Origin of the sequence: Xylella taiwanensis (assembly GCF_013177435.1) — a bacterium.
GTDB lineage: Bacteria > Pseudomonadota > Gammaproteobacteria > Xanthomonadales > Xanthomonadaceae > Xylella > Xylella taiwanensis.
Window position 1 is genome coordinate 1,636,060 of sequence record NZ_CP053627.1, and the last position, 25,320, is coordinate 1,661,379.

The window sequence follows — 25,320 nt, forward strand, 5'->3', positions numbered from 1 at the left end:
CGTGATGTTGCCTGAATGTGGGCATTGCTTGGATGTCTCTCGGGACACTCCAACAGTTAGCCAAGACGACGTTGGGGTGCAGTCGGTCGCACCCGTTGATGCTTCTGGGGTCAAAGACCTTGAGGGCCTGCTTAAAACAGAGGACCGGCTGACTACACCACTCTGGCGTGAGGCCATTGCCGACATCATGGTAGTTGGCTTCTGGACGCTGGCCGTGCCTGGTGCTGCTCATGATCTGGTGACCAACCTTCGCCAAAATCGAGTTGATAACAAAGCAGGACACGACACACTCCACAGATGTGCTGGATTGATTGTGCTGATCGGGGAGCGGCCGTCATTCACCGCTGGGGGGACGATCAGCTGAGAAGCCAAGCCCCGTGCAAGCGGGGCACGGATCGCCCGTTGCGCCCGATCCCGCAGTGGGTCAGAAATTTCATCATCACTTATCCATCTCATGCGAAATAGTGGTAGCGACCACATAGAAGAAGAAAAGTGCTTACTACCTAGTCAACCGCCTGTATAAAGGATCTGATTCATGATGGACTTTTGGAATACCAAGGCCGATGCGCTCAAGGTTGCTATGACCGTTGATATGTCTGAGCGACTCGATGGTATGGAGGCCACTGGATTCTTTGGTGGAGGAGGATGCCGACGAGGATGAAATGTTGGAATGAATACTGTGATATAGGCTTTTTTTGATCTCACGGAGAACAGGAGTGATTTTGAAAAGCCACTGATTGATCGTGGCGCTGAGTTTTATTTTTCGATTCAATTCAATGAAGACGATTTTCCGAGTGATGCCCTTATGAAATTAATGCTTTATTGATTTGGCACGAAAAAATCACAGAAAAAACAGCCAAGAAGCTAAAAGAATGTAAAATAGCAGTTAGATTTGGCATTGGATATGACCAAGTTGACTATGAAGCAATTAGGAAGCATGGGGTTGAGTTTGCAAATAATCTTTCATATTGTATCGATGAAGTAGCTGATACAGCACTATCAATGATACTAGATGGATGTAGACAGGTATCAAGGCATAATTAATCTTGCCAAGAAATATAATGGCACATAGCAGGAAAATAACCTAAAAAAATTCTCCCGAAGCATAAGGTTATCGGATTCATTGGGTTAGGAAAGATAGGCCAAGCAACACTGGACAGGTGAAAGCTTTTAGTTTTGAAGAAATAATATCTTTTATTAGTCAATATATTCAGCCAAGTGAGGGTGACATCATATATACCTGGAGATCTAAGGGAGTAGGAAAACTGTCAAACAATGATAAAACAAATCTATATATTGATGGTAATTTAATTGCAGAGATCAATGTAAAATGAATCATCAGGTATTAACGTTTTTCATCGTTTCTCTTTTCTTGGTGATATCCCCAGGGCCAAACATGGCCCTCATCATTGATCATGCATCAAGATTAGGAAAGAAAAATTCATTCGCCAGCGTTGCCGGACTATGCACTGCAACATATGTTCATGGGGCTTTCTCTATACTAGGTGTATCAGCTATTGTCCTAAGTAATCATGCTCTCTTTCTTTTAGTTAAGTTGATGGGCGGTACTTATTTATTATACATGGGTGTGAAGTCTATAGCTTCAGGGATTAAAGGCTTTAAAAAAAATGAGATTGTATCAAGCGAAGAAAATCATTTAAAAAATAAAACAAAATTATCAACGAGTTATATGGATGGGTTCTTAACGCAAATATTAAATCCTAAAGTTTCTATATTCTATATCACTGTATTTCCAAAGTTTCTATCTTCTGGAGATAGCATAAAAAAAGGATTTGAACTCGTCACCATTCATTCATTCAATATATTCGCATGGTTTACTCTAATGACGATATTTATATCGTTTGCAAATGTAGCCCTAAAAAAACCAAAAGTCAGAAGCTATATCAATATAGCCACCGGGTCAGTCTTATCACTTTTTGCTTTTTTCATTTTTTTTGGATGACTTGAAATGATGGTATTAGGTCGTGCGACGGACAGATCACTCCCTGCATGGTTTTATCTGTGGCTCACTATCTGGAGCAATCTTGTTTATCAGATCTATGGGTTAGCCTTAGATATTCTTCAAGTGGCAACGTCAATACGTGTGTGGCGTTTCAGGCCAACCAGTGGGTGGATGCTTGCTAGCCGTCGCGGCGTGATAATTTCCCTTGCCAGTTTAGGTGTGGAAAGGCCCTCTCCCGCTGCGCTGTGGTGTGCCCTCTGTAGGGAGCGATGCGGCTGCAATGCGCTGCTGGGATGGGATGGTTGCACACCTCTAGGGGCTTGGGTGTCCATCCAGACACATGGAGAATGGGCGGTTTAAAGGGGATTTACTCATGCCGTTTCTAGAACTGACCTTGCACTGCACTGATACGACACAACCTCGCTATGAGCAGGTGTTGGAGACCTGCGGTGCGTTGGCCATCACCCTGCTAGATGCCGATGCCAACACGGGGCATGAGCGCGGGATCTTTGAGCCGGGGGTGGGCGAGACGGTGTTATGGGATGCGTTGGTCTTGAGTGCGCTGTTTCCGGTAGAGACCAATGCGCTGGGGTTGCTGGGGACGTTGCAAAAGTTCGATCCGGAACTGGAGTGGGCCGGGATACGTTTTGGTGTGGTCGAGGATCAGGACTGGGAACGGGTGTGCTTGGATCAGTTCCGCGCGATGCGTTTTGGGGCGCGTACGTTCATCGTGCCCTGGAATAAGGCGGTGCCTGAGGAGGCGTCCGGGATCGATGCGGCGGTGGTACGCCTGGATCCTGGGTTGGCTTTCGGCTCGGGGACGCATCCGACAACGGGGTTATGCCTGCGCTGGCTCGACACCTTGGGGGGGCAAGGGTTGTTAACGGGTCGCCAAATGCTCGATTTCGGCTGTGGTTCCGGCATTTTGGCGATGGCTGGTTTGAAGCTGGGAGCGGCCGGTGCGGTGGGGGTGGACAATGATCCGCAAGCGTTGCTGGCAAGCACGGAAAATGCGCGGCGCAATGGGGTGGTGGAACGGTTGGCGGTGTATCTGCCCTCTCAGGCACCTGCACGCACCTATCCGGTGGTGGTGGCCAATATCCTGGCTGCGACGTTGGTTTCGTTATCCGAGAGGTTATCTGCCTATGTTGCGCCCGGGGGACATCTTGCGCTGTCGGGGATTCTGCACGGGGAGGAGGCAGAGGTATTGCGCTGCTATGCCGCTTGGTTCGATCTGCTGCGTTGTGAGCGTGAGGAAGATTGGATACGGATCGAGGGGGTGCGGCGTTGCTGAAATGCGGTGCAATGGCGTTGGGGATGAGAAGACGCGGGATGTATCGGGCTGGTGGTATCGATCGCTCACAGGTATAGGTGTAGGAGCCGCGATCGGTGCAGCGGTGAGCGATACGTGCGGGCAAGGCATGGGTGACGCTTCAGGTCACTGCGGCAGCACATGTGAATCAGACGTCGTCCGCACTGGTGCAGGGCCTGCCTGGTGATCCGCCAGAGGTCATCGTTGTTTTGGGTCACGCCGCTTCAGCGTGTTTGCAGCCGTCACGGCGCTGGGTGCATGGCCAGTCGGCTGATCCTGCTGTTGACGCTAGGAACGCGCAGCACTGCCGATCCTGGTCAAGTGCCGTACAGCACGACAACGCCTATGCGGCCACGCAGCGTCAAGTGCGACGTTGTCCGAGATCGGGCCGGCACGGCGACTTTGTTATCACTCAAGCGGACGTGGGTGTATCTGATGCAACGCTAAGGTGGGCAAGCCGAATCGGCGGGTGCGTTTATGTCATTTGGGGCGGCAAGAGCATCTGGAGGGTCACCTGGGGCGTAGGGGATCTGCAGAGGTTCCAGTGGGCCACGCTCCGCTGGCACGGACCTGAACACGGCGGCAGAGCACTGGCAGCGCAGCGTCAATGCCGTTCAGATGACTGCGGCATGCAATCTTCGGGGTGGCACCTGGGTGATGCCACGCAGTGATACCAGGCTCCTTGGCATCGGCGGATGATCCGGAAAAACGCCGCTGCTGCCAGTAACCATTTACAACACCGTAGCTTTCCCTACCCTATCAAGCACACAATCATTTGTGACTGACTGAATACATAGGGTGATAGATGAGTGCAATCTTTTTGGCCGTTGCATTGGCCGCCGGGCCAGCGAAGAGCCCGCCTGTGGGTATCACTGAAAGCCAAGCTGAGGAGTCTGCGATGATGCTTGCAAACTGTGCTGGTGTCTGGGACTGGATGGCCAACCTAGAAAAGATCGCTGGAAAATCTTCCAACGCTGAGCAATTCCATAACAAGGCAAATGAGGCCGAAACGGCGGCGATGTGGGTGCTAGCTTCACAACACTATGTCGCGACGGGGAACACAGTCAGTAACACGCATTGGAAATCTCTGACGGACCCCAAACGTGAAGCTGGGCTCATCCACATGAATGCACTCGCAGAGCCGGGCAAGGAGCAAGCATCCGTGGCTGCCATCAAGGCATGTCAAGGGATGCTGAAGCATCAAGAAAACATTTTGCAGCTCATGCGGCGCAATAAGGCAAAGGAATGAACGGCAGTTTGGTTATTTTGCAAGGCGCTTGCAGAAGGCGTTTTGTTTGATTCCCATCTGATTCAGCATCCATTTAAAGCACCCGTTTTTTTGAATAAGACGTTGTTAACGCTGCCAATCGCATCTCAATGGGAGGCTCTTGTTCTGCAGCCAGTTCAAGGAAGTCATGTTCAGAGACGGGCGTGAAAGGTTTTTTGCATTTCACGTATTTGGAATATCGAAGAAGAACGGCCATCATGCGTGGTACTGAACGGTCGGCATGATGGCCTATCCGTTTGTTTGAGCAATGCGATGTCGCTCAGAGCGCGGTCGGCACGATGCAACGCAACGCTCCTATCAATGACGACCAACATGCACTACGGCGCCGATCACCGTCTGTAGGAAGGCAAGAGACTAGACAGATTAAGTGGCCAGCACAGCGCTCAGGGTGATGACGATTTTCCGGATAGCAGGCCACTTAAACAGGTTTCGACCTCTGCCTGACGTCGGCAACACTTGGCTCGATCACATCATGCAGTACGCCTCTCTTGCAGCGCATACAACCACACTACCTTGCAGAACGTGATCTACCTGCGACACCACATCCACCACCGACACGTGATTCCATGAAAGTCAGCGACATCAAAAAAGGCAGTATTGTCGAGTACAACAATGCCACCTACCAGATTAGAGATATCCAACGCAGTTCACCACAGGGACGGGGTGGTAATGTCCGCTTCCGCTTCATCATGTATAGCGTCCCCGGCGGTACCAAGTTAGACGCCAGTTTCGATGCCGAAGATACGCTGACCGAGGTGGAATTGCTGCGCCGCCAGGCCAGTTTCTCGTACAAGGACGGGGAGTCCTTCGTGTTCCTAGACGATGAGGATTACACCTTGTACACACTGGGCCTCGAAGCCATCGGTGATCAGGCCGGCTATATCAGCGAGGGGCTTTCCGGGTGCTACGTCCAGATCATTGATGCAGTGCCGGTCGCATTGCAGTTACCGCAACATGTGGTTCTTGAGGTGATCGAGACGCCTCCGGAACTGAAGGGAGGCACGGCCACCAAACGCCCCAAACCGGCGAAGCTCATGACGGGCATCGAGATTATGGTGCCGGAGTACATCACCACAGGCGAACGTATCCTGGTCAATACCACGACGGGCACGTTTGGCGGCCGTGCCGGCTGAACCGCGTTGCTGTCAGCCCCCCTTAAACACCATCGGGAAGGATCACCACGCGTTGCAACACACCACCAGCCCGGGTTTCTGGTGCCAGCCAGGCACCGCCGTTGTTTGGCTCTCATTGAACCACGGACGCTGACTTGGCTGTTCACGCATCGAACAATTTTCCTGGATTCAATAGCCACTTGGGATCGAAGGCACGCTTGACCTCACGCATCAATGCAATCTCAGCCGCGCTGCGAGTGCTGCCGAGGTAGGGTTTTTTGATCAGGCCGATGCCATGCTCTGCCGAGATACTGCCGCGGAAACGCTGCAACAGATCAGCGAGCAGCGCGGTCACCTGCTCGCACGTTGCGATGAAATCGACCTGGGCTAATGTATCCGGCTTGAGAACGTTAATGTGTATGTTGCCGTCGCCAATATGGCCAAACCAAAGGACCTCGAACTCTGGATAGGACTGACTCAGCAGCGCCTGTGCCTGTTCCAGAAACGCCGGCATCGCGGCAATTCGCACCGCAATATCGTTTTTGTACGGTGTATAACGCGCGACGCTCTCGGTGATGCCTTCGCGCAGGCGCCATAACTGTGTCGCCTGCGCTTCACTCTGGCTGATCACCCCGTCCAACGCCCAGTCTCGCTCCATGCAGGTCTCGAACACCGTCAGTGCGGCCGCTTCCTGCACCGCATCGCCGCAGGCGAACTCTGTCACCACGTAATACGGATAGAGGCGCTCGAACGGTGCTTGGGCGCCATGCGCCAAAACATGGCGCATGGCACGATCAGTAAAAAACTCGAACGCTTCAAGCGGTAATTGCCCACGAAACGCGGCAAACACGTGCATCAACACCTCAAACGAGGGCAATGCCAGCAACATCACTTTGCTTGGCGGCGGTGGATCGGTGAGGCGCAGTGTCGCCTCAACCACAATGCCCAAGGTGCCTTCCGAACCGATCATCAGATGACGGAAGTCATAGCCACTGGAATTCTTGACCAGCGCATGATTCAACTCCAGCAATTCACCGGTGCCGGTCACGACCTTGAGCCCCGCGATCCACGCTCGGGTATTGCCGTACCGAACCACGCGAATGCCACCGGCATTGGTCGCAATCGTGCCGCCGATCGAGCATGAGCCGCGCGCGGCAAAGTCCACCGGATACTGGAGCCCCTGCTGGCGCGCCGCCACCTGCACCGCCTCCAAGGGCATGCCAGCCTGCACGATCATGGTGCGATCCAGGGGATCGAACACCAGCATTTTGTGCATCCGCTCCAGGCTCAGTACCAGTTCGCCATTGGCCGCTACCGCACCACCGGATAGTCCGGTGCGCCCACCCGAGGGCACGATCGCAACCTCTGCAGCGTTGGCCCAACGCACAATCGCCTGTATCTCCTCGACACTGCCAGGGAGTGCGATGGCTAACGGTGCTGGTGTGAAACGCCGCGTCCAATCGCGGCCATAGTGTTGCAGATCGGCAGGATCGGTTTTCAGACGCAGCCCTGGGACGGACTGCTGCAACGCAGCGAGGCGGGAATCATTCATCGGATCACACGCGCAGAACTATTAAAGAGGATTCCGCAGCCTGCCAGCCGTACCAGCGCCCGTCCAGCACCACGCGGTGGATTCACCTGACACGCTGCCAGCACATCATCTGCACAATCTCCCCAAACACAGTGAATCATCTGGCATAGTCGCCGTTCCGTTGCACTGCCCTGTGTCCCGTTATGCCGCCGAAGCAAACCTCCTTTCCCAAACCAGACATCCGGATACTGCTACTGGAAGGGATCAGCCACACCGCCGTCGAAACACTCCGCGCAGCGGGCTATTCACACATCAAGCTCCATACAACATCGCTGCCGGAAGACGAACTCAAAGCAGACATTGCCGAAGCCCACATCATCGGCATCCGTTCGCGCACCCACCTCAGTGCAGAAGTACTGGCCCACGCCAAGCGGCTCATCGCAATAGGCTGCTTCTGCATCGGAACCAATCAAGTCGACCTGGATACGGCGGAACTGAGCGGCATCCCCGTCTTCAACGCTCCATACTCCAATACCCGCAGTGTGGCCGAGCTGATCATTGCCGAAGCCATTTTGCTGCTGCGCGGGATCCCGCAGAAAAATGCCGAATGCCATCGTGGGGGCTGGTCCAAATCCGCCACCCACAGCCATGAAGCGCGTGGCAAGGTACTGGGTATCGTCGGATACGGTCACATCGGTACCCAAGTCGGTGTGCTGGCCGAAGCGCTGGGGATGCGCGTGATTTTTTACGACATCGAGTCCAAGCTTTCTCTGGGCAACGCACGCCCCGCCGCAAACCTGGATGAATTACTCACCAGCGCTGACGTAGTCACGCTGCATGTGCCGGAAACCACGGCGACCAAGCACATGATTGGCAGTGCTCAACTGGCACGGATGAAGCCAGGCGCACATCTGATCAATGCCTCGCGTGGTACCGTCGTCGTCATCGATGCATTGGATGCAGCGCTGCGGTCCGGCCATCTCGGCGGCGCGGCAGTGGACGTGTTCCCAAGCGAACCCAAGGGTAATAGTGATCCGTTCATCTCGCCATTGACCGCACACGACAACGTGATCCTGACGCCGCATATCGGGGGCAGCACGCTGGAAGCACAGGACAACATCGGCATTGAAGTTGCAGCCAAGCTGATCCGTTACAGCGACAACGGCAGCACCCTGTCAGCCGTGAACTTCCCCGAGGTCACCCTGCCGGAGCATGCTGGCAGCATGCGCTTGCTGCATATTCACCGTAACGTGCCTGGGGTGCTGTCGCATATCAACGAGCTGTTTTCGCGCCACAACGTCAATATCGATGGTCAGTTCCTGCGTACCGATGCCAAGTTGGGCTATGTGGTCATCGATAGCGACGCCAGCGAAACACAGGCCAATGCACTGAAGGATGCCTTGACACAGATTCCAAGCACGCTGCGCACCCGCCTGCTGTACTGAACCAGCCCCAGACACTTGACCACCCTATTCACGGCAGGTCTCCCGGCAGCGGGAGCTGACACTTTTAAACTGCTCGCTATGGCAACCACTTCGCGAAGCTTTGCATCGGCAACGCCGCATTCGATTGCAGCACCGCACCCATGCGGCGCCACAACATTCAGCGGATGATGACGGATCCCGAATGGCTCGCAACATCGTGTCTGGCCAATCCCTTCCGCATAGCACCCCAATTCCGCCTCATTTTCGTGCGGCATAGGCATATGCACCAATCCTGCAAGTCAGGAGCTCAATCCGCTGGCATCACACGATTGACGTGCAATACCGCTTGTGTTGTTCCACGCCTATTGGCAAGGTAGGCGTTACGCTATTGGCACAGGGATAACGTTACACAACATTTGCTGCACATCCATCGATTCACTTTATGACTCAGCGACTATCTATCTAGGGGGAGGGGAACGTCGCATGCTCAAGAAACATTTATTCATCGTCAAACCAATCGCGCCGGCAAGTCACCCAGGGACCGGCCAACCAGCCGCAGGTGCACTCCACAGCGAAACGACACTCAAACGATCGCTGACCGCACGGCAGTTAGTAATGCTCGGCATCGGCGCCGTGATTGGTGCCGGTATTTTTGTGCTTAGCGGACACGCTGCTGCCGAATACGCCGGGCCAGCCGTGGTACTGAGCTACATCCTGGCCGGCATTGCCTGCGCCTTAGCTGGTCTGTGCTATGCGGAGTTCTCGGCCATGCTGCCGGTATCCGGTTCGGCTTACTCCTACGCCTACGCGACGCTCGGCGAATTCACTGCTTGGTTCATCGGTTGGAACCTGGTCCTGGAATATATGTTCTCTGCCTCCACCGTCGCGGTCGGCTGGTCCGGTTATCTCAACAGCTTCCTGAGTAGCTTCGGTTATGGGCTGCCGGCCTCGCTATCGAGCGCGCCACTGGATGTGATTGATGGCCGCCTGATTTATAGCGGTGGCCTGATCAATCTGCCGGCAGTCGCTATCGTGGCCGCCATCAGTGGACTGTGCTACGTCGGCATCACTCAATCGGCCTTCGTCAACTCCATCACCGTTGCGATCAAAGTCAGCGTCATCGTGCTGTTCATCGGCTTTGCGGCGCGCTACGTGAACCCGGACAACTGGGTGCCCTTTATCCCGGCCAACGTGGAATCGGGCAAGTACGGTATCGAGGGGGTGATCCGCGGTGCCGCCGTCGTGTTTTTCTCCTACATTGGCTTCGATGCAGTGTCTACCACCGCTGGTGAAGCGAAGAACCCGCAGCGTGACATGCCCATCGGCATCCTCGGCTCGCTGGCCATCTGCACCGTGATCTATATCTTCTTCTCCGGTGTCCTCACCGGCCTGCTGCCCTACCCGCAGTTGGACACGCCCAAACCCGTCGCCACCGCTCTGGAAGCCTACCCGACACTGGCATGGCTCAAGCATGTCGTCGAAATCGGTGCCATTGCGGGCCTGAGCTCCACCATGCTGATGATGCTGATGGCACAACCGCGGATTTTCTACACGATGTCGCAGGATGGCCTGTTGCCCAAGCTGCTGTCCAAAGTGCACCCGAAATTCCAGACGCCTCACATAGGCACGGTTATCGTCGGTGTCTGCGCCGCCGTTTTAGCCGGGCTGTTCCCCATCAGCTTGCTTGGCGATCTGGTCTCGATGGGCACGCTGCTGGCGTTCGCCACGGTCTGCATCGGCATCGTGGTGCTGCGCCGTACCCGCCCGGACCTGCCACGCCCCTTCCGGGTACCCGCTTACGCCGTGATTGCCCCAACAGGCGCAGCCGCCTGTCTATACCTGTTCTGGCAGCCGTTCACCGAGCACTGGCCGCTGATGGTCGGTTGGACGGTGCTCGGCTTGGTGATGTATTTCGCATACAGCTATCACCACAGCAAATTACGACGTGGCGCCTAAACGATCACACCTCAGGAGGCCGGCCAAGCGCCGGCCTCTTTACATTTCACTTTTGCATGTCCTGACTCTCTATGTTTAAGCAGCTCTGGGCCACGAAACTCTCTGAAGCCAATCAGGACACCGCCGCTGAGCTCGGCCTGCAACGCGCACTCGGAGTCTGGGGTTTGACTGCACTAGGGATTGGCGCGGTGATCGGCGGCGGTATTTTCGTCATTACTGGCCAGGCGGCAGCCAATCACGCTGGGCCAGCCATTATGCTGTCGTTCGCACTCGCGGCGGTCTGCTGCGCATTCTGTGCGCTCGCGTATGCCGAATTCGCGGCAATGGTGCCGGTCTCTGGGAGCGCCTACACCTACACCTACGCCACTTTCGGTGAATTGGCTGCCTGGTTCATCGGCTGGATGCTGGTGTTGGAATACGGGGTTTCCGCCGCCGCGGTCGCCGTCAGCTGGACCGGTTACTTCCTCAGCCTGCTACAGCATCTGGACATCCATCTGCCCGCGTCACTGGTCAATGCGCCACTCAACGGTACCCTGCACCCCACCGGTGCCATCGCCAATCTGCCAGCCGCCGCCATCGTGCTGTTGCTGACTTGGGTGTGCTACTTCGGCATCCGCAAGTCTTCGAAGATGAATATCGCTATGGTCGCACTCAAGAGCGCCCTCATCCTCCTGATCATCATTGCCGGCTGGAAATACGTGGATCCTGGTTACTGGCAACCGTTCATCCCTGCCAACCAGGGGCCGGGCAAGTACGGATGGGACGGTGTGCTGCATGGCGCGGCGATGGTGTTTTTCGCCTACATCGGCTTCGAAGCGGTGTCGGTCACCGCGCAGGAATCGCAGCGTCCACAACGCGATCTTCCTATCAGCATGATGGGCGCGTTGCTGATCTGCACTGTGCTGTACATCATGATGGCCGCTGTCATGACGGGCTTGGTGCCCTACACGCAACTCGGCACAGACGAGCCCGTGGTCACCGCCGTCACCGCGCACCCACAACTGAGTTGGCTGCGCGTAGTGATCGAGATCGGTGCACTCGTGGGATTGTCCTCGGTGGTGCTGGTGATGCTCATCGGCCAACCACGCATCTTTATGATCATGGCCCGCGACGGCCTGTTGCCACCGGTATTCACTAGGATCCACGCCCGGCACCACACCCCGCACATCAACACGGTGATCACCGGTATCGGTATCGCCTTGCTGGCGGCGCTGTTCCCACTGGATGTACTCGGCGAGCTCACTTCAATGGGAACCCTGATTGCCTTTGCCGCCGTCTGTGCCGGCGTGTTGATTCTGCGCCGTACTCGACCAAACCTGCCGCGTCCGTTCCGGATGCCAGCCGCCTGGCTGTTTTGCTCCGCCGGTGTACTCAGCTGCATCACCTTATTGTCAGCAATGACCATGCATAACTGGATGCTGATGAGCGTGTGGACGGCCATTGGCTTTGGGCTGTACTGCGGTTACGGCTATCGCCACAGCAAGTTGCGTCGATAAAACAGCATGACCAGACACAGGACGCTAGAATGAGGCGATGAGCACCGCCTCAACACCACCGCTCCCCTACGCTGCCACCCATCTGTGCGAGTTAGCGCATCTGTTGATCGGCACCATCCGTGAACTCGCTCATGCTGGGTGGACACCGGCCACCAGCAGCAATTTCTCGCACCGCCTGGACGAACATCACGTTGCAATCACCGTGTCAGGCCGCGATAAGAAATGCTTAGTGGCAGAGGACATCATGGTCGTCGACTTGGACGGCAACGCTGTTGGACAGCAGCACTCCCCCTCGGCAGAGACGCTGTTACACACCCAACTGTACCGGCGTTTCCCTGAAATCGGCTGTGTATTGCATACCCACTCGTTGACTCAAACCGTCGCCTCACGTCTGTACGCCGGAGCTGGCCACATCTGTCTGCAAGATTACGAACTGCTCAAGGCTTTCGAGGGTTACACCACCCACGAGACCACATTGGATGTGCCCGTATTCTCCAACACCCAAAACATGAACGTCCTTGCGGCCCAGGTTGACGCACTCTTAGACAAGCAACGGATGTGGGGGTATCTGATCGACGGACACGGGATGTACACCTGGGGCCGTACCCTCGCCACCGCGCGCCGCCACTTGGAAGCATTCGAATTTCTGCTGCACTGCGAGCTGGATCTGCTGAAATTACGTGGACATCTTTGAGTCCCACTTACTTGTCTATGGAACCACCCTTCAACATGAGCCGGCTACGCATCTTCCACGACCAAATCCCCGAGACCCCGTTCTTTGTCAGCAATGAAGAGGCACAGATCGCCGCAGAGCTGAGCAACATCGGCATCACCTTCGAACGCTGGCAAGCCGCTCAGCCGATTGAACCTGGTGCCACTCCAGAGCAGGTGATGGCCGCCTACCGTGACGATATCGACCGGCTGATTGCCAAGTATGGCTTCAAGACTGTGGACGTGGTCAGCATTGCCCCAGACGACCCCAAGCGTGAAGCGATGCGCGCCAAATTCCTGGATGAACATTTTCACAAAGAAGATGAAGTCCGCTTCTTCGTCGCTGGTTCAGGGTTATTCACAGTGCACACGGACGGCAACGTCTACGAAATCGAATGCGTCAAGAATGACCTGATCGCCATCCCCGATGGCACTCTGCACTGGTTCGACATGGGCGCCGCACCGTATTTCGTCGCCATCCGCTTCTTTACCGAACCAGACGGCTGGATTGGACATTTCACCGGCAGCACCATAGCGCAGCAATTCCCGCGCTATGTACCTGAAAACGGCCAACGAGTCCTCTGACAATGGACATGCCACACGCGATTGTCACGGACATCGAAGGGACCACAAGCAGTATCTCTTTCGTCAAGGATGTGTTGTTTGCGTACGCCCGCCGCGCACTTCCCGATTTTATCCACGAGCATCGTGGACACCCGGACGTGAAGCACTGGCTGAATCAGGTCATCCATGACAGTGGCCAAGAGATCTCAGAAGACGCTTTGGTGACAACCTTGCAGTCATGGATTGACGAGGATCGTAAGCACACCGCACTCAAAGCACTGCAAGGCATGATCTGGGCCTCGGGTTACCAGAAGGCCGATTTCACCGCGCCCATCTACCCGGATGCCGCCGAACGCCTGCGTGCCTGGCACGCGGCCAAAGTGCCGCTGTACGTGTATTCGTCCGGCTCAGTACCAGCGCAGCAGCTATTCTTCAGCCACAGCAATGCCGGTGACCTGAGTGGATTATTTTCAGGATGGTTCGATACCGAGACTGGCGGCAAGCGCGAGCACACCAGCTACCAGCGCATTGCCAAACACATTGGCATCGCGCCCGCCGGGATCCTGTTTCTATCCGATGTGATCGCAGAATTAGACGCCGCCGCATATGCCGGAATGAAGACGGTGTTGATCGACCGCCGTGAAGATTATCCGACGCCACGCAACGCCAAAGACGCCGGACGCCACATGCATCTGGAAAGCTTCGCACAACTGCCCTTCTAAACGGGCTCATTGCGGTCACAGCGATGCCGTCATCCCCGCACATCAATCCGCAACCACCGTCGTGGGAGCGGATCTGCACTTGCATTAGGCAACACGTGTAGCGCTACCCCGCTGCAGCCATTTCAATCTCACCGCGCATCAGCCATCGCCAAGCACATCGTCCATCAGAACAACGGCGCCGCTGGCCTGTTGCATCCTAATCATGCAATCAATCACAGGCAGCAGCCTCTGGAAACGCTGCATCGATCCCATCCAAAAGACCTCCGCGTCCTCATTCATTGTCCCAGTCGCCGCGTCCAGGAACGATCCACACGCAGACATGCACGGGCTGCTCAATCACATCCCTACACGTTCCAACGACGCAACGCTCTGCATCGTTCAGAATGCAGCTGACATGACTGTTCAAACCGCTTCATTGGTGGGTATACCGCTGCAACACCACAAGACCGTAGTGGACGCACCTACATTTACATTGACACGCGCGCCAGACATCCAGCGGCACAGGATGCTGCACCACTACGGTACCTGCCCCATCATGTATCTATAAAAGATGGGGTTAGCGTCCGCGCACATGGTGCTCGGTTGCCATCGCGGCCACACCGCGATCGAACAGCATCTACGTACGTGCCCCATCATGCATAGTGATATGCCTTCACATGTGCCACGTTCGGCCATGAAACGCGCCGCCTTAACCTAAGGCAACGCAAGTTGCGACTTCACTGCAGGTTTACCTTCTCCAGAGATCAGTTCAAACGTATCCTGCGACATACATGAGGTTGTCGCCTTCGCCGTCTTTGATATCGTCCAAGGTCACTGCACACCCTTCATTTCTCAAAATAATATTAAGCATAGCGATAAGATCGAGTTTCTCTCTGATGGCAGCCCAGGTTTCAAGCATCAATGGCCATGACACGATGTGTTTTTCATTCCTGAATTCACCTCACTTGCGAAGCTACTCGATAAAAGTCATCCATGCCGCCTACAACGCGGATCGCTTTTGGAGATGCTTCTGCATGGCTGTTTTCCCATGTGTTGCGCTATGCAGCCATTGGCGTTCTTCTGATTAACACGTTCACAACACACCACGACAGATGCGCTTGCGCGCCATCCCATATTAATGGCTCCACCTGCGGTGTTGCTCACCCTATCGCGCCCATGCTGCTCTGCACTGCCCCCACTCCAACACGGCTGCCACACCTCGTGCTCGCACTCGGGCTGGCGCTGCTCATCGGCTGTCACCAGGACATCGATGCCGCACAACACTCCCTCATGTCAGTAACGCGAGAAACAATTCTGGAGAATATCGATCCAGATGATCCGGTCGACAAAGCACAACTGCAGCGGACGCTAGCCACCTTGCATCCGCAGCGCCCGGGGGTCACCGATCTGTACGTGGTCGGTTTCGCCGGCGACGCCAGCGAGGACGTGTTTCGCAACGAGGCACTCTACCTACGCCAGTTATTCGAGCGCCGTTTTGGCACAACCGGACGTACCGTTGTCCTTGTCAACCATCCAGATAACCTTGGCAAGCAGCCGTATGCACCGCTTGCAACTTACGGCAATCTGTACGAAACGCTGGCACGTATCGGGGAATTGATGGATCCGCGTGAAGACGTACTCCTGCTGTTTTTGACCACGCATGGCACCAAAGAGCACACGCTATACGTGAACGTAGATAATGAGGAGGAAGATGCCATCACACCTAAAGACCTGCGTAAGGCGTTGGATGATGCCGGCATCCGCAACCGTGTCGTGGTGATCTCGGCGTGTTACTCCGGTGGTTTCATTGCACGATTGCACACCCCTGATACGCTGCTGCTCACCGCGACACGCGCCGACCGATCATCATTTGGCTGTGGCAATACCTCCAACGCGACCTACTTCGGGCAGGCGTGGCTCATCGACGGGATGAACCGCACCAACGACTTCGGCACCGCATTCGAGTTCGCACGCCAAGAAATCAGCGCACGCGAACACAACGACGGCAAATGGCCATCACTGCCGCAGCGCGCACAAGGCGCGCACATCGGTGCAGTCCTGGCGCATTGGCGTGCCGGGATTGTCCCAGGTCCTCCGATACCATATCCCTATCCCCCCGTCGCCGCAGCGCCCACCGCGCGCTGAACGTCATGTCACCATGACGGATGACTGATCACGATGCTGCAATCAACATACCGTCAGCCTGCAGACTGTCGCCAACCAGCTTTGATAGCGACGCGTGGTTAAATCCATCGGATACTTGGTTCACTGAACCCTTTGCATTGACGGGATTCTGATTGACGCCAACACTGCGCCAATCACACGGCCGGTGATGGATCCTCCGCACCTCAGCATGGAACTGACGCATCGGCCATACACTGCGGAGTAGATATCACGCCACCCCAGCACATGTCTGATAACGCCCCACATGCGCAAGCCAATCACACGTTTAAAACACCCACTTCCCTTTGCCCAGCCGAGAGAGATCAACCGACTCTGGATGCGGAGTCAGCATCACCTCTCACCAAACATTTGATTCAAAAGCATGGTTAAGGTGACAGAACGCTGTCCTGACACAAAGAGAGGCCACCTTGTGCGGTTCGCACACCCCAGCGCTACTTTCAGAGCCGACATCTTGATGGCCTCAAGCAGACGAGGAATGCACGCCCAACAACATCGGGTACGTCCTGAACAGCATCCTGCTCTGAAAAAATGCGGCAGGTGCTGCGTGACGGCAACCACATGATCTGCTGACACCCGTGACGCGATAACACCTCTGTGGGAATGAGATCGCCTCCATCAGACGCTACCGGCCACACTGTGCCGAATGAACCTGCTGGACTGTCACCGAGCAAGACCAGATACAGGCAATGGATCCGCAGAAGAGGTACACATCACTCCCTTAACAACCAGGACACCTTCGATAACAAGTAGCACCGGATCACCCGCAAACACTGCTTTTTCCTAGTCTTCCGCATGCTCAGGGAACATCGACACGACCTGAATCATCAGGTGATGCATGAGCAGCGATGCTTGGGCAACTCGAGTGGTTGCAGCGGCACATAGATCAGGCCGACGCCATCCGCCAACATCAAGAACATCACACATCCCTGGACCTATGCACACCTCGCGCCTACAGGCGTGGGACACAACGACAGGCGGCGCTGTTCTATCGGTCAACAGCGCAACGTGCTGATCTCTGGTTCGCCAACATGGGCCAAGTCGGCCTGCGCTTCAAACGCCGCATCGACACATGCAGACTCCTGCCAGTGTTGCCGGACTCCCTCAGCGCCGCTCAGCGTTAATGATCCGCATTGCAGTAGTTTTACTCATCGTGCCAAGAGCGCTCATTCACATTTAGAAGCATTGCGAACATACATCCCATCACATGCGAATCGCTGCAAGACACAACAACATCCCTGAAATTGGCACCACGCAGTTGCAAAGCGTGATGAATGCGCCAATGACAGACTGACGAGATCACCATCCAGGGTCATTGGCCCCATTCACATCGCAACCACGATGATCAATACCTCAATACCTCAATACCTCAATACCTCAATACCTCAATACCTCAATACCTCAATACCTCAATACCTCAATACCACGGTATGCCAAGCCACACCGTAGCCCAATGCAATGCTGGGCACAGACAGACACGGCTCAGCAGGCGCAGTGCTGCCACGCTGCATTGCACATAACATCCCTCTGTCCCACATCTATCGTGACTCCTGCAGCACAGCGGGAGATGCCGGGAAGCTATTCCAAAATCGCAAGCCATCCATCCGGCGCATGAAGCATCGCGGGCTTGGACTGCCTGCATCTGCATCAGGCGTACTGCAAACAACAGCCACAACCATCAGCCATATCACCAGCAAAAAACAGGCAACTTCAAAGGTTCGCACTGCGAGCAACCCGCCATCGACATTAACGATGCCGCGCCTCCAACACCGTGACCACATCGGCAAGCGACAGCCCGCGTGCGCGTAGCAGCACGATCAGGTGATACAGCAGGTCGGCAGATTCATCAAGGAGTGCATCATCCGCCTGTGCCACCGCAGCCAGTGCTGTCTCCACAGCTTCCTCACCCACCTTTTGCGCGATGCGGCGTATCCCCTTCTCGAACAACGCGGTGGTGTAACCGCCTTGTGGCCGGTCGCGCTCCCGCTCCGCCACCAGGGCATCCAGTGTCCCCAGGAACTGCCCCGGTGCCGACGGAAAGCAACTCGTCCGCCCAAGATGGCACGTCGGCCCATGGGGCCGGGCCTGCACTAATAACGTATCGGCATCGCAATCCGCATCAATCGCCACCAGATCCAGAACATGCCCGGAGCGTTCCCCTTTGGTCCATAAGCGTTGCTTACTGCGGCTGTAGAACGTCACGCGGCGGCTGCGTTGCGTCACCTCCAGCGCCTCCATGTTCATGTAGCCAAGCATCAGCACCCGCAGCGTATCGGCGTCCTGCACGATGGCTGGCAGCAATCCGTCGCCCTTCGCCCAATCCAGGCGAGGCAACCTTACATCGGTCATCGGACACTCATTGCACATCACGGACCTCGATCTGCCGTTCACGCAGAAACTGTTTCACATCAGGAATCGAAATCGCACCGCTGTGGAACACACTGGCCGCTAATGCGCCATCGACATCGGCCTGTGCAAACACATCAGCAAAGTGCTGCCTCTCCCCGGCGCCACCTGACGCCACCAACGGCACCTGACACAACGCCCGCGCCTGGCGTAACTGTGCAATATCGTAACCACGGCGCACCCCGTCGCTATCCATGCAATTAAGTACGATCTCACCCGCCCCCAAGCGCTGCGCCTCAACAATCCAGTCCAGCGTGCGCAGCGGCAACGCCTGGGTCTTGTCCGGATCCCCGGTGTTGCAACGCACTCGCCACTGACCGTCGGCCTCACGGATCGAATCGACACCAACCACGACGCATTGCACCCCAAAAGCCTCAGCCAACGCACTAATCAACGCTGGCCGGCGCAGGGCTGGTGAGTTGATCGAAATCTTATCGGCACCAGCCTGTAAGACCGCACGCGCAGTCTCGACCTCCCGGATGCCGCCGGCCACACAGAATGGAATGTCGATCAGACGCGCCACACGTTCCACCCAACGGTAATCCACCGAACGTCCTTCTGGACTGGCGCCGATGTCATAAAACACCAACTCATCGGCACCATGATCACGGTAACGCAGTGCCAGTTCGACGATATCGCCCATGTCCACGTGGTCGCGAAACCGCACCCCTTTCACCACCCGTCCATCGCGCACGTCCAAGCATGGAATGATGCGGCGGCTCAACATGACAGCGCCTGCCCATACCAGCAAAAACAACCCAGGTATTGTGTGCCGCCACCACACGGCCAGAGACGGCCATGCGGACATACCACACCTGGCGACCGCACCAGCCGCATCACACGGGTTTCTGACGACATACAGGCTCCTCTTGTTTCCCACCAGGCACGGTATCGCTGCTCTCGGCAACACCTTCATGCTGCAACGCCTCCTGTAATGCGAGGCGGCCCTCCAACAGGGCTTTACCAAGCACGATGCCCGCACAGCCAGCCATCTTGGCAGCCACGATATCCCCTACATCCCGGGCACCACCCGAGACTTGCACCCGCACTCCCGGCACCAACGCTCGCAGATACGCGTATAAGGCCATGTTTGGACCGGACAACATGCCATCACGGGCAATGTCCGTACACAACAGATGGCGCAAACCTGCCTCGGCATACTGCTGCGCCAACACGCCCAACGTGGCCTCGGCCATCTGGGTCCAACCATGCACCGGCAAGCGCCAGACGCCACTGGCATCCTGCCGCGTGTCCAAGGCCACGGTAATACGTTCAGGACCGAACGCATGCAACCAATCGATCACACGGGCCGTCTCGCGCACCGCCAGCGACCCGATCACCACACGCGCCGCGCCTGCGTCGAGGATGCGTGCCACGTCATCGCGTGAACGCACACCACCGCCGGTCTGAACCCGCAATCCCGTTTCGTGGGTGATCCGATCCAACAGAGGCGCCAAGGTATAACCGCCCGCCTTGGCAGCATCCAGGTCAACCAGATGCATCCAGGTTGCACCACTTTCGGCAAACGCTTGCGCGCGCGGCAGCACCTGATCGTCGTAGCGCGTCTCACGGGCGTAATCACCCTGCTGCAGGCGCACCACGCGGCCATCACGGATGTCCAGCGCTGGATAGACAATGAAACTCATGCAACTTCCATCTCAAGAAAATTACGCAAGATACGCGCCCCCGTCCCGGCAGAACGCTCCGGATGGAATTGGGCACCACAGCGCCATCCATGCTGCACCACAGCACTGAACATCCCACCGTGATCACACGCGGCCACCGCCGCCGCCGTCAACGGCACAGCATAGCTATGCACGAAATAGGCGCTGGCTCCCTCAGGCACCTCGGCCAGTAACGGCGCAGCACGCAGCGGTAACAACTGATTCCAGCCCATGTGCGGCACTCGGATGCCGGGAGCCGGCGTCAGGCGGCGCACGACACCGGGCAACAATCCCAAACACGCCACATCACCTTCCTCCGAATGTTCGAACAGCAACTGCATGCCCAGGCAGATACCCATGAGCGGCACCTGCAACCGACGCAGCGGCTCAATCCAGCCTTGATCACGCAGCCGCGCCATCGCTTCGGGTGCCGCCCCAACCCCTGGCAGAATCACCCGCTCGGCCCCCTCCAAACCGCTGGCATCACCCACCACGCGTGGCTCCACCCCCAAACGCTGGAGCGCGTAACGCACCGAACCGAGATTGGCACCACCCGCATCAATCAGGGCAACAACGGTCATAACTCCCCCTTGGTCGAAGGCAGCACCCGCCCTTGGCGATGCACCGCCTGACGCAAGGCGCGCGCCAGCGACTTGAAACAAGCTTCCACCTTGTGATGGTCGTTCTCGCCACGCACACTCAAGTGCAGGTTCATCCCGGAGGTATCACACAGCGAGCGGAAAAAGTGCGGCACCAGTTCGGTCGGCATGTCGCCAACCCGCTCACGCACAAATGAACCCTCAAAGACACAATACGGGCGCCCGCTGAAATCCAATACCGCGCTGGCCTGAGTTTCATCCATCGGCAAGGTAAAACCACCGTGTACCGCCGCACCGCTCACGTGCCACGGCATCTCTGGCGGATCGAACCCATAGCGCCCGATACCGCGTTTGTCCCCCAAGGCTTCACGCAGCGCCTGGCCCAGCACCAGCCCGGTATCTTCAATCGTATGGTGCTCGTCGATATGTAGATCCCCGGCAACGCTGATATCCAAGTAGACAGCCGCATGCTTAGCGATCTGTTCGAGCATATGATCGAAGAATGGCAACCCCGTCGCGATACGCGCCTGCGGTGCACCATCCAAGTCAATCTCGACACGGATGTTGGTTTCTTTTGTATGACGCTGCACGACCGCACGCCGCGGCGCATCGGCCAGTGCGTGCGCAATCGCGCCCCAATCCCACTCACCGCCGAACTGCGGCGTGCGCAATTGGAATCCGCGAATATTGAGGTTCTGCGCAAATTGGAGGTCGGTGGGGCGGTCGCCCACCATCGCTGAGCGTGCCCAATCAATGCGGCGATCCTGAAGGTACCCGACCATCAGACCAATACCTGGTTTACGGGTGGGCGCGTTGTCAGCCGGCCAACTGCGATCGATGAGCACATCCCGGAACACGATGCCCTGGCTAGCAAAAATGTGCAGCATCAGATCATGAGGACCATCAAAGCTGGCCTGCGGATAGGCGGCGCTGCCTAATCCATCCTGATTGGTGACGATCACAAACTGATAACCAGCATCGCGCAGCTGCAGCAATGCGGGGATTACTCCTGCGACAAAGCGCAGCTTCTCGTAAGCATCGATCTGAAAATCGGGCGGCTCTTCAAGCAGAGTCCCATCGCGGTCAATGAACACGATTGGTGTCATGCGGGCACCGCCTGCGTATCACGCAACACGGCCAGGACGCGGGCGTTCTGCGCGGGCGTTCCCACGGTCACGCGCAATGCATCATGCAACTGCGGCGCGGCGCGCTGGTCGCGCACCACCACGCCAGCACGATACAGCGCCTGAAACACGGCCTCAGCATCATCAAAGCGCACCAGCAAAAAGTTGCCCTGTGACGGATAGACCCGGCGCACGCCAGGCACAGAAGCGAGCGCGACACGCAGGCGCTCGCGCTCGGCACAGACCACGGCCACGCGCTGCGCCGTGACGTGTAACGCTGCTGCCGACAGCCCCTGCTCGGCAAGCCTTACGCATGGAGCCGGCAACGGATACGGTGCCTGGCAGCGACGTAACACGGCCACCACATCAGCATCGGCGATCAAGCTACCGATCCGCACGGCAGCCAGCGCATGCGCCTTGGACAAGGTACGCAGCACCACCAAATTTCGATATTGGGCCAGCAGCGGGACCACGGACGGCACCGCGGAGAACTCGCCATAGGCTTCATCGACCACCACGAGAGACGTACCAGCCAGCGCCTGCAGCACGGCCTCAATGTGGTGCACCGGGATCGCCGCGCCAACCGGGTTCGACGGTGAACACAAGAACACCAGCTTGGCACGAGACGCCTGCGCCGCCGCGATAATCGCAGGCACATCCGCGCGGAACCCATCCTCGCCATCGACCAGCGGCACTTCAACCAATGGCGCGTTCTGCAACTGTGCGGACACGGCATACATCCCGAACACCGGCGGGGTCACCACCACGGCATCGCGTCCAGGCTCGCACAGCGCCCGGACCAGCAAATCGATCCCCTCATCACTGCCGCGCCCCATCAGCAGTTGCTCGGGAACACAGCCGTAAAGTTCAGCCAGGATGCGGCGCAATGTGGCGGGCTGCGGCTCCGGATAACAGCGCATAGTGGCCTGCGGATCTGCCGGATTGGCCCAAGCCGATTCGTTAGCATTCAACCAGATGTCACCGGTCAACGCGGTACTGCGCGCCGAGGAATAGCCAGTAAAGGTGCGGAGCTCCTGACGCACCAGGTCAAGCACGGAAGCCGTCTGTGCCTTCATCCCGCCGCCCCCATCCGCAGCGCGACCGCATTGGCGTGCGCATCCAGCCCTTCGGCACGCGCAAGGGTCAATGCACAGTCGCCAATCCCGGCAATCCCCGCGCGACTGGCCGCTTGCACACTGATCATGTTCTGAAAGCTGGACACGCTCACGCCGCTATAGGCACGCGCGGCACCACCGGTGGGCAACACGTGGTTGGTACCGCTGCAGTAATCCCCTAGTGCCTCAGGGGTGTAATCACCAAGAAACACTGAACCGGCCGCTTCGATCCGGTCCAGCCAAGCACGCGGTTCGCGCAATGCCAGGATCAAATGTTCGGGGGCATAGCGGTTACTAATTTCGAAGGCCTCATCGAGCGTCGCCACCTTGATCAACCTCGACTGCGCCAACGCCTGACGCGCGATCGCCGCACGGGATAACTGCTCCACTTGGACGGCCAGTGCGGCCTGTACCGCTGCAAGCAGTGCATCATTCTCAGACAACAGCAACACTTGAGAATCCGGGCCGTGTTCCGCCTGCGACAGGAGGTCGGCAGCGATAAACGCAGGATCCGCTCCGGCATCAGCGATCACCAGTACCTCCGAAGGGCCCGCTGGCATGTCGATCGCGACCACGCCCGCCTGTGCGACCTGCTGCTTGGCCTCGGTCACAAAGCAATTCCCAGGCCCAAACAGCTTGTCACATGCGGGAACGCTCTCGGTCCCATACGCCATCGCCGCGATGGCCTGAGCACCACCCAGCTTAAATATCCGGGTCACCCCCGTCAGGCGCGCGGCCACCAGCACTGCCGGATCGGCACGGCCATCCTTGCCCGGTGGGGTACACAACACCACTTCACGGCAACCCGCCAGCCGCGCCGGCACACCCAGCATCAACGCAGTTGAAAATAACGGCGCACTGCCGGCCGGCACATACAAACCCACCCGACCGATCGGACGCACCAGACGCTCGCACACCACACCCGGCGCCGTCTCCACCGTATAGCCCTGTGGCAACCCGGCGCGATGGAAGACTTCGATGCGTGCCGCCGCCGCCTGCATCGCCTGCTGCAATGCCGGCGCGACGGCAGCCTCAGCAGCAGCTAATTCGGTGACACCAGCTTCGAACGTGGCCATGTCGACACCATCCAAGCGCGCGGTGATGGCACGCAACGCCACGTCGCCTCCGGTACGCACTTCGTCAAGCAACGCGGCCACTGCCTGGCGTGTCCGCGTCACGATCGTCTGTGCGGGACGGATCAGGGCCCGGGCTTGAGCCGCCGCATCGAGGCGGTTCCAATCAAGAATGTTCATGCCAGGGATCGCTCCACCGTCAACACCACCAATGCCTGAGCACCGGCGCGTTCCAATGCCTCCAAACGCTGCCAGGTGACAGCACCGTGACACATGGTCTGCAACCGCAGCGTTCCACTCCCATCATCGGGTAACTGCACCAGCGGATCGGCGTCGGGCAGTAACCGGGTCAACTCGGCCACGTGTTCTTGAAACGCACGGAACATCAACAATTTGCTGTCGCGTAGGGTGAGCACTCCATCAATGCGCCGCAGCAGCATCGCCAACAGTCCGGCACGGGCATCAGCAGGTGCGCGGATCATGCCCGCAAGTACGGCTTCGCTTTCCATCACTTGTACAACCGGTTTGAGCTGGTGGGCCGCCAATGTCGCACCGGAGGACACCAAATCACAGATCACGTCAGCCGTGCCGAGGCGTGGAGCGATCTCGACCGAGCCGGACAGTTCAACCACCTGTGCATCCACGCCATGCGTGTCCAGCCACTCAGCCAAGATCGCTGGGTAGCTGGTGGCAATGCGCTTACCGGTTAACTGCAACATCCCTTGCCACTCCCATTCCTCGGGCACCGCCAGCATCAGTCGGCACTGGCCGAAGTGCAATGCACGCAGCGCTTTGTACGGCACGTGCAGGCCGTTGCGGCGACGCGCAGCCGCCTGTTCATCCAGTTCATTGCGACCGACGATACCCAGGTCGCACACGCCGTCAGCAAGCAATCCAGGGATGTCGTCATCACGCACCAATAACAGATCCACCGGTAGCGATTCACCGTAACAAAACAGCTTGTCGCGGCTCTGGCGCCAGCTCAGTCCACAGGCCGTCAGCAGGCTGCGCGCTGGTTCGGTCAAACGCCCGCTCTTTTGAATGGCAATACGCAGCCGGTCACGTAACGGCACTGCCGTGGAAGCACTCATCGTGGTCTC

At 57.3% G+C, this 25,320-nt stretch carries 27 protein-coding genes; 16 read left to right on the forward strand and 11 right to left on the reverse strand.

The window, feature by feature from the left end:
- Position 1: 1 nt before the first annotated feature.
- From PLS229_RS07170 to yeiP, 8 genes are all read left to right on the forward strand, one after another.
- Positions 2-364 (forward strand): hypothetical protein, encoded by a 363-nt coding sequence (locus tag PLS229_RS07170; protein WP_152536614.1) that lies wholly within the window; start codon positions 2-4, stop codon positions 362-364.
- Between the two features lie 171 nt (positions 365-535).
- Positions 536-661 (forward strand): hypothetical protein, encoded by a 126-nt coding sequence (locus PLS229_RS12460; RefSeq protein WP_267903152.1) that lies wholly within the window; start codon positions 536-538, stop codon positions 659-661.
- 161 nt (positions 662-822) lie between these two features.
- Positions 823-1,044, forward strand: coding sequence for a Rossmann-fold NAD(P)-binding domain-containing protein (locus tag PLS229_RS12740; protein ID WP_081755434.1), 222 nt, complete (start codon positions 823-825; stop codon positions 1,042-1,044).
- A gap of 352 nt (positions 1,045-1,396) precedes the next feature.
- A complete protein-coding gene (locus PLS229_RS07185; RefSeq protein WP_200866196.1) occupies positions 1,397-1,963 on the forward strand; it encodes a LysE family translocator in 567 nt (188 codons plus the stop codon).
- A gap of 373 nt (positions 1,964-2,336) precedes the next feature.
- Complete coding sequence (prmA, locus tag PLS229_RS07190; protein WP_038271207.1) at positions 2,337-3,257, forward strand: 50S ribosomal protein L11 methyltransferase; 921 nt, start codon at positions 2,337-2,339, stop codon at positions 3,255-3,257.
- A 161-nt stretch (positions 3,258-3,418) separates the two neighbouring features.
- Positions 3,419-3,946 carry a hypothetical protein gene (locus PLS229_RS07195; RefSeq protein ID WP_160165171.1) on the forward strand — a complete coding sequence of 176 codons (528 nt, stop codon included), beginning with the start codon at positions 3,419-3,421 and terminating at the stop codon, positions 3,944-3,946.
- Between the two features lie 134 nt (positions 3,947-4,080).
- Positions 4,081-4,524, forward strand: coding sequence for a hypothetical protein (locus tag PLS229_RS07200; RefSeq protein WP_038271205.1), 444 nt, complete (start codon positions 4,081-4,083; stop codon positions 4,522-4,524).
- 605 nt (positions 4,525-5,129) lie between these two features.
- Positions 5,130-5,696: an elongation factor P-like protein YeiP gene (gene yeiP, locus PLS229_RS07205; RefSeq protein WP_114867220.1), complete on the forward strand. Its 567-nt coding sequence runs from the start codon at positions 5,130-5,132 to the stop codon at positions 5,694-5,696.
- 142 nt (positions 5,697-5,838) lie between these two features.
- On the opposite strand, the gene PLS229_RS07210 is transcribed toward yeiP, so the two are convergent.
- Positions 5,839-7,227 (reverse strand): FAD-binding oxidoreductase, encoded by a 1,389-nt coding sequence (locus tag PLS229_RS07210; protein ID WP_038271203.1) that lies wholly within the window; start codon positions 7,225-7,227, stop codon positions 5,839-5,841.
- A 182-nt stretch (positions 7,228-7,409) separates the two neighbouring features.
- Here PLS229_RS07210 and serA point away from each other — a divergent pair, with 182 nt between their 5' ends.
- The 6 genes from serA to mtnC all read left to right on the forward strand — a co-directional run bounded on the left by serA (position 7,410) and on the right by mtnC (position 14,079).
- Positions 7,410-8,651 (forward strand): phosphoglycerate dehydrogenase, encoded by a 1,242-nt coding sequence (gene serA / locus PLS229_RS07215; RefSeq protein ID WP_038271202.1) that lies wholly within the window; start codon positions 7,410-7,412, stop codon positions 8,649-8,651.
- Positions 8,652-9,113: 462 nt separating this feature from the next.
- The gene (locus PLS229_RS07220; RefSeq protein WP_038271201.1) at positions 9,114-10,586 is read left to right on the forward strand and encodes an amino acid permease; all 1,473 of its coding nucleotides are present in this window, start codon (positions 9,114-9,116) and stop codon (positions 10,584-10,586) included.
- A gap of 71 nt (positions 10,587-10,657) precedes the next feature.
- Positions 10,658-12,082, forward strand: a complete 1,425-nt coding sequence (locus tag PLS229_RS07225; protein WP_038271200.1) for an amino acid permease — start codon at positions 10,658-10,660, stop codon at positions 12,080-12,082.
- A gap of 37 nt (positions 12,083-12,119) precedes the next feature.
- Positions 12,120-12,776 (forward strand): methylthioribulose 1-phosphate dehydratase, encoded by a 657-nt coding sequence (locus PLS229_RS07230; RefSeq protein ID WP_038271199.1) that lies wholly within the window; start codon positions 12,120-12,122, stop codon positions 12,774-12,776.
- 35 nt (positions 12,777-12,811) lie between these two features.
- Positions 12,812-13,378: a 1,2-dihydroxy-3-keto-5-methylthiopentene dioxygenase gene (locus PLS229_RS07235; RefSeq protein WP_038271198.1), complete on the forward strand. Its 567-nt coding sequence runs from the start codon at positions 12,812-12,814 to the stop codon at positions 13,376-13,378.
- A 2-nt stretch (positions 13,379-13,380) separates the two neighbouring features.
- Complete coding sequence (gene mtnC, locus PLS229_RS07240; RefSeq protein WP_038271197.1) at positions 13,381-14,079, forward strand: acireductone synthase; 699 nt, start codon at positions 13,381-13,383, stop codon at positions 14,077-14,079.
- Positions 14,080-14,217: 138 nt separating this feature from the next.
- Here mtnC and PLS229_RS07245 read toward each other — a convergent pair whose 3' ends face one another.
- Positions 14,218-14,400, reverse strand: a complete 183-nt coding sequence (locus PLS229_RS07245; RefSeq protein WP_038271196.1) for a hypothetical protein — start codon at positions 14,398-14,400, stop codon at positions 14,218-14,220.
- A 427-nt stretch (positions 14,401-14,827) separates the two neighbouring features.
- Complete coding sequence (locus PLS229_RS07250; RefSeq protein ID WP_160199356.1) at positions 14,828-14,992, reverse strand: hypothetical protein; 165 nt, start codon at positions 14,990-14,992, stop codon at positions 14,828-14,830.
- A gap of 242 nt (positions 14,993-15,234) precedes the next feature.
- Between PLS229_RS07250 and PLS229_RS07255 the strand changes: the two genes are divergently transcribed.
- Positions 15,235-16,203, forward strand: coding sequence for a C13 family peptidase (locus tag PLS229_RS07255; RefSeq protein ID WP_081755435.1), 969 nt, complete (start codon positions 15,235-15,237; stop codon positions 16,201-16,203).
- Positions 16,204-17,087: 884 nt separating this feature from the next.
- Complete coding sequence (locus tag PLS229_RS07260; protein WP_038271193.1) at positions 17,088-17,363, forward strand: hypothetical protein; 276 nt, start codon at positions 17,088-17,090, stop codon at positions 17,361-17,363.
- A gap of 622 nt (positions 17,364-17,985) precedes the next feature.
- Here the strand turns inward: PLS229_RS07260 and hisIE are convergent.
- The 8 genes from hisIE to hisG form a co-directional block, all read right to left on the reverse strand.
- Positions 17,986-18,606, reverse strand: coding sequence for a bifunctional phosphoribosyl-AMP cyclohydrolase/phosphoribosyl-ATP diphosphatase HisIE (gene hisIE, locus PLS229_RS07265; protein WP_038271192.1), 621 nt, complete (start codon positions 18,604-18,606; stop codon positions 17,986-17,988).
- A complete protein-coding gene (gene hisF, locus PLS229_RS07270; RefSeq protein ID WP_038271191.1) occupies positions 18,596-19,372 on the reverse strand; it encodes an imidazole glycerol phosphate synthase subunit HisF in 777 nt (258 codons plus the stop codon). The genes hisIE and hisF overlap by 11 nt, the downstream gene beginning before the upstream one ends.
- Before the next feature lie 109 nt (positions 19,373-19,481).
- Complete coding sequence (gene hisA / locus PLS229_RS07275; RefSeq protein ID WP_038271190.1) at positions 19,482-20,291, reverse strand: 1-(5-phosphoribosyl)-5-[(5-phosphoribosylamino)methylideneamino]imidazole-4-carboxamide isomerase; 810 nt, start codon at positions 20,289-20,291, stop codon at positions 19,482-19,484.
- Positions 20,288-20,890, reverse strand: coding sequence for an imidazole glycerol phosphate synthase subunit HisH (hisH, locus tag PLS229_RS07280; RefSeq protein ID WP_038271189.1), 603 nt, complete (start codon positions 20,888-20,890; stop codon positions 20,288-20,290). Before hisH ends, hisA begins: the two co-directional genes overlap by 4 nt.
- Positions 20,887-22,014: a bifunctional histidinol-phosphatase/imidazoleglycerol-phosphate dehydratase HisB gene (gene hisB / locus PLS229_RS07285; RefSeq protein ID WP_038271188.1), complete on the reverse strand. Its 1,128-nt coding sequence runs from the start codon at positions 22,012-22,014 to the stop codon at positions 20,887-20,889. Before hisB ends, hisH begins: the two co-directional genes overlap by 4 nt.
- The gene (hisC, locus tag PLS229_RS07290; RefSeq protein WP_038271187.1) at positions 22,011-23,108 is read right to left on the reverse strand and encodes a histidinol-phosphate transaminase; all 1,098 of its coding nucleotides are present in this window, start codon (positions 23,106-23,108) and stop codon (positions 22,011-22,013) included. The genes hisB and hisC overlap by 4 nt, the downstream gene beginning before the upstream one ends.
- A complete protein-coding gene (gene hisD, locus PLS229_RS07295) occupies positions 23,105-24,400 on the reverse strand; it encodes a histidinol dehydrogenase (protein ID WP_038271186.1) in 1,296 nt (431 codons plus the stop codon). Before hisD ends, hisC begins: the two co-directional genes overlap by 4 nt.
- Positions 24,397-25,311 carry an ATP phosphoribosyltransferase gene (hisG, locus tag PLS229_RS07300; RefSeq protein ID WP_038271185.1) on the reverse strand — a complete coding sequence of 305 codons (915 nt, stop codon included), beginning with the start codon at positions 25,309-25,311 and terminating at the stop codon, positions 24,397-24,399. Before hisG ends, hisD begins: the two co-directional genes overlap by 4 nt.
- Between the last annotated feature and the right edge of the window lie 9 nt (positions 25,312-25,320).

Excerpts from the sequence above, each read along its gene's own strand:
- PLS229_RS12460 (WP_267903152.1), top strand. The coding sequence starts at position 536 with ATGATGGACTTTTGGAATACCAAGGCCGATGCGCTCAAGGTTGCTATG.
- PLS229_RS07185 (WP_200866196.1), top strand. The coding sequence starts at position 1,397 with ATGGCCCTCATCATTGATCATGCATCAAGATTAGGAAAGAAAAATTCA.
- prmA (WP_038271207.1), top strand. The coding sequence starts at position 2,337 with ATGCCGTTTCTAGAACTGACCTTGCACTGCACTGATACGACACAACCT.
- PLS229_RS07200 (WP_038271205.1), top strand. The coding sequence starts at position 4,081 with ATGAGTGCAATCTTTTTGGCCGTTGCATTGGCCGCCGGGCCAGCGAAG.
- yeiP (WP_114867220.1), top strand. The coding sequence starts at position 5,130 with ATGAAAGTCAGCGACATCAAAAAAGGCAGTATTGTCGAGTACAACAAT.
- PLS229_RS07210 (WP_038271203.1), bottom strand. The coding sequence starts at position 7,227 with ATGAATGATTCCCGCCTCGCTGCGTTGCAGCAGTCCGTCCCAGGGCTG.
- serA (WP_038271202.1), top strand. The coding sequence starts at position 7,410 with ATGCCGCCGAAGCAAACCTCCTTTCCCAAACCAGACATCCGGATACTG.
- PLS229_RS07220 (WP_038271201.1), top strand. The coding sequence starts at position 9,114 with ATGCTCAAGAAACATTTATTCATCGTCAAACCAATCGCGCCGGCAAGT.
- PLS229_RS07225 (WP_038271200.1), top strand. The coding sequence starts at position 10,658 with ATGTTTAAGCAGCTCTGGGCCACGAAACTCTCTGAAGCCAATCAGGAC.
- PLS229_RS07230 (WP_038271199.1), top strand. The coding sequence starts at position 12,120 with ATGAGCACCGCCTCAACACCACCGCTCCCCTACGCTGCCACCCATCTG.
- PLS229_RS07235 (WP_038271198.1), top strand. The coding sequence starts at position 12,812 with ATGAGCCGGCTACGCATCTTCCACGACCAAATCCCCGAGACCCCGTTC.
- mtnC (WP_038271197.1), top strand. The coding sequence starts at position 13,381 with ATGGACATGCCACACGCGATTGTCACGGACATCGAAGGGACCACAAGC.
- PLS229_RS07245 (WP_038271196.1), bottom strand. The coding sequence starts at position 14,400 with ATGTCTGCGTGTGGATCGTTCCTGGACGCGGCGACTGGGACAATGAAT.
- PLS229_RS07255 (WP_081755435.1), top strand. The coding sequence starts at position 15,235 with ATGCTGCTCTGCACTGCCCCCACTCCAACACGGCTGCCACACCTCGTG.
- PLS229_RS07260 (WP_038271193.1), top strand. The coding sequence starts at position 17,088 with ATGCTTGGGCAACTCGAGTGGTTGCAGCGGCACATAGATCAGGCCGAC.
- hisIE (WP_038271192.1), bottom strand. The coding sequence starts at position 18,606 with ATGTGCAATGAGTGTCCGATGACCGATGTAAGGTTGCCTCGCCTGGAT.
- hisF (WP_038271191.1), bottom strand. The coding sequence starts at position 19,372 with ATGTTGAGCCGCCGCATCATTCCATGCTTGGACGTGCGCGATGGACGG.
- hisA (WP_038271190.1), bottom strand. The coding sequence starts at position 20,291 with ATGAGTTTCATTGTCTATCCAGCGCTGGACATCCGTGATGGCCGCGTG.
- hisH (WP_038271189.1), bottom strand. The coding sequence starts at position 20,890 with ATGACCGTTGTTGCCCTGATTGATGCGGGTGGTGCCAATCTCGGTTCG.
- hisB (WP_038271188.1), bottom strand. The coding sequence starts at position 22,014 with ATGACACCAATCGTGTTCATTGACCGCGATGGGACTCTGCTTGAAGAG.
- hisC (WP_038271187.1), bottom strand. The coding sequence starts at position 23,108 with ATGAAGGCACAGACGGCTTCCGTGCTTGACCTGGTGCGTCAGGAGCTC.
- hisD (WP_038271186.1), bottom strand. The coding sequence starts at position 24,400 with ATGAACATTCTTGATTGGAACCGCCTCGATGCGGCGGCTCAAGCCCGG.
- hisG (WP_038271185.1), bottom strand. The coding sequence starts at position 25,311 with ATGAGTGCTTCCACGGCAGTGCCGTTACGTGACCGGCTGCGTATTGCC.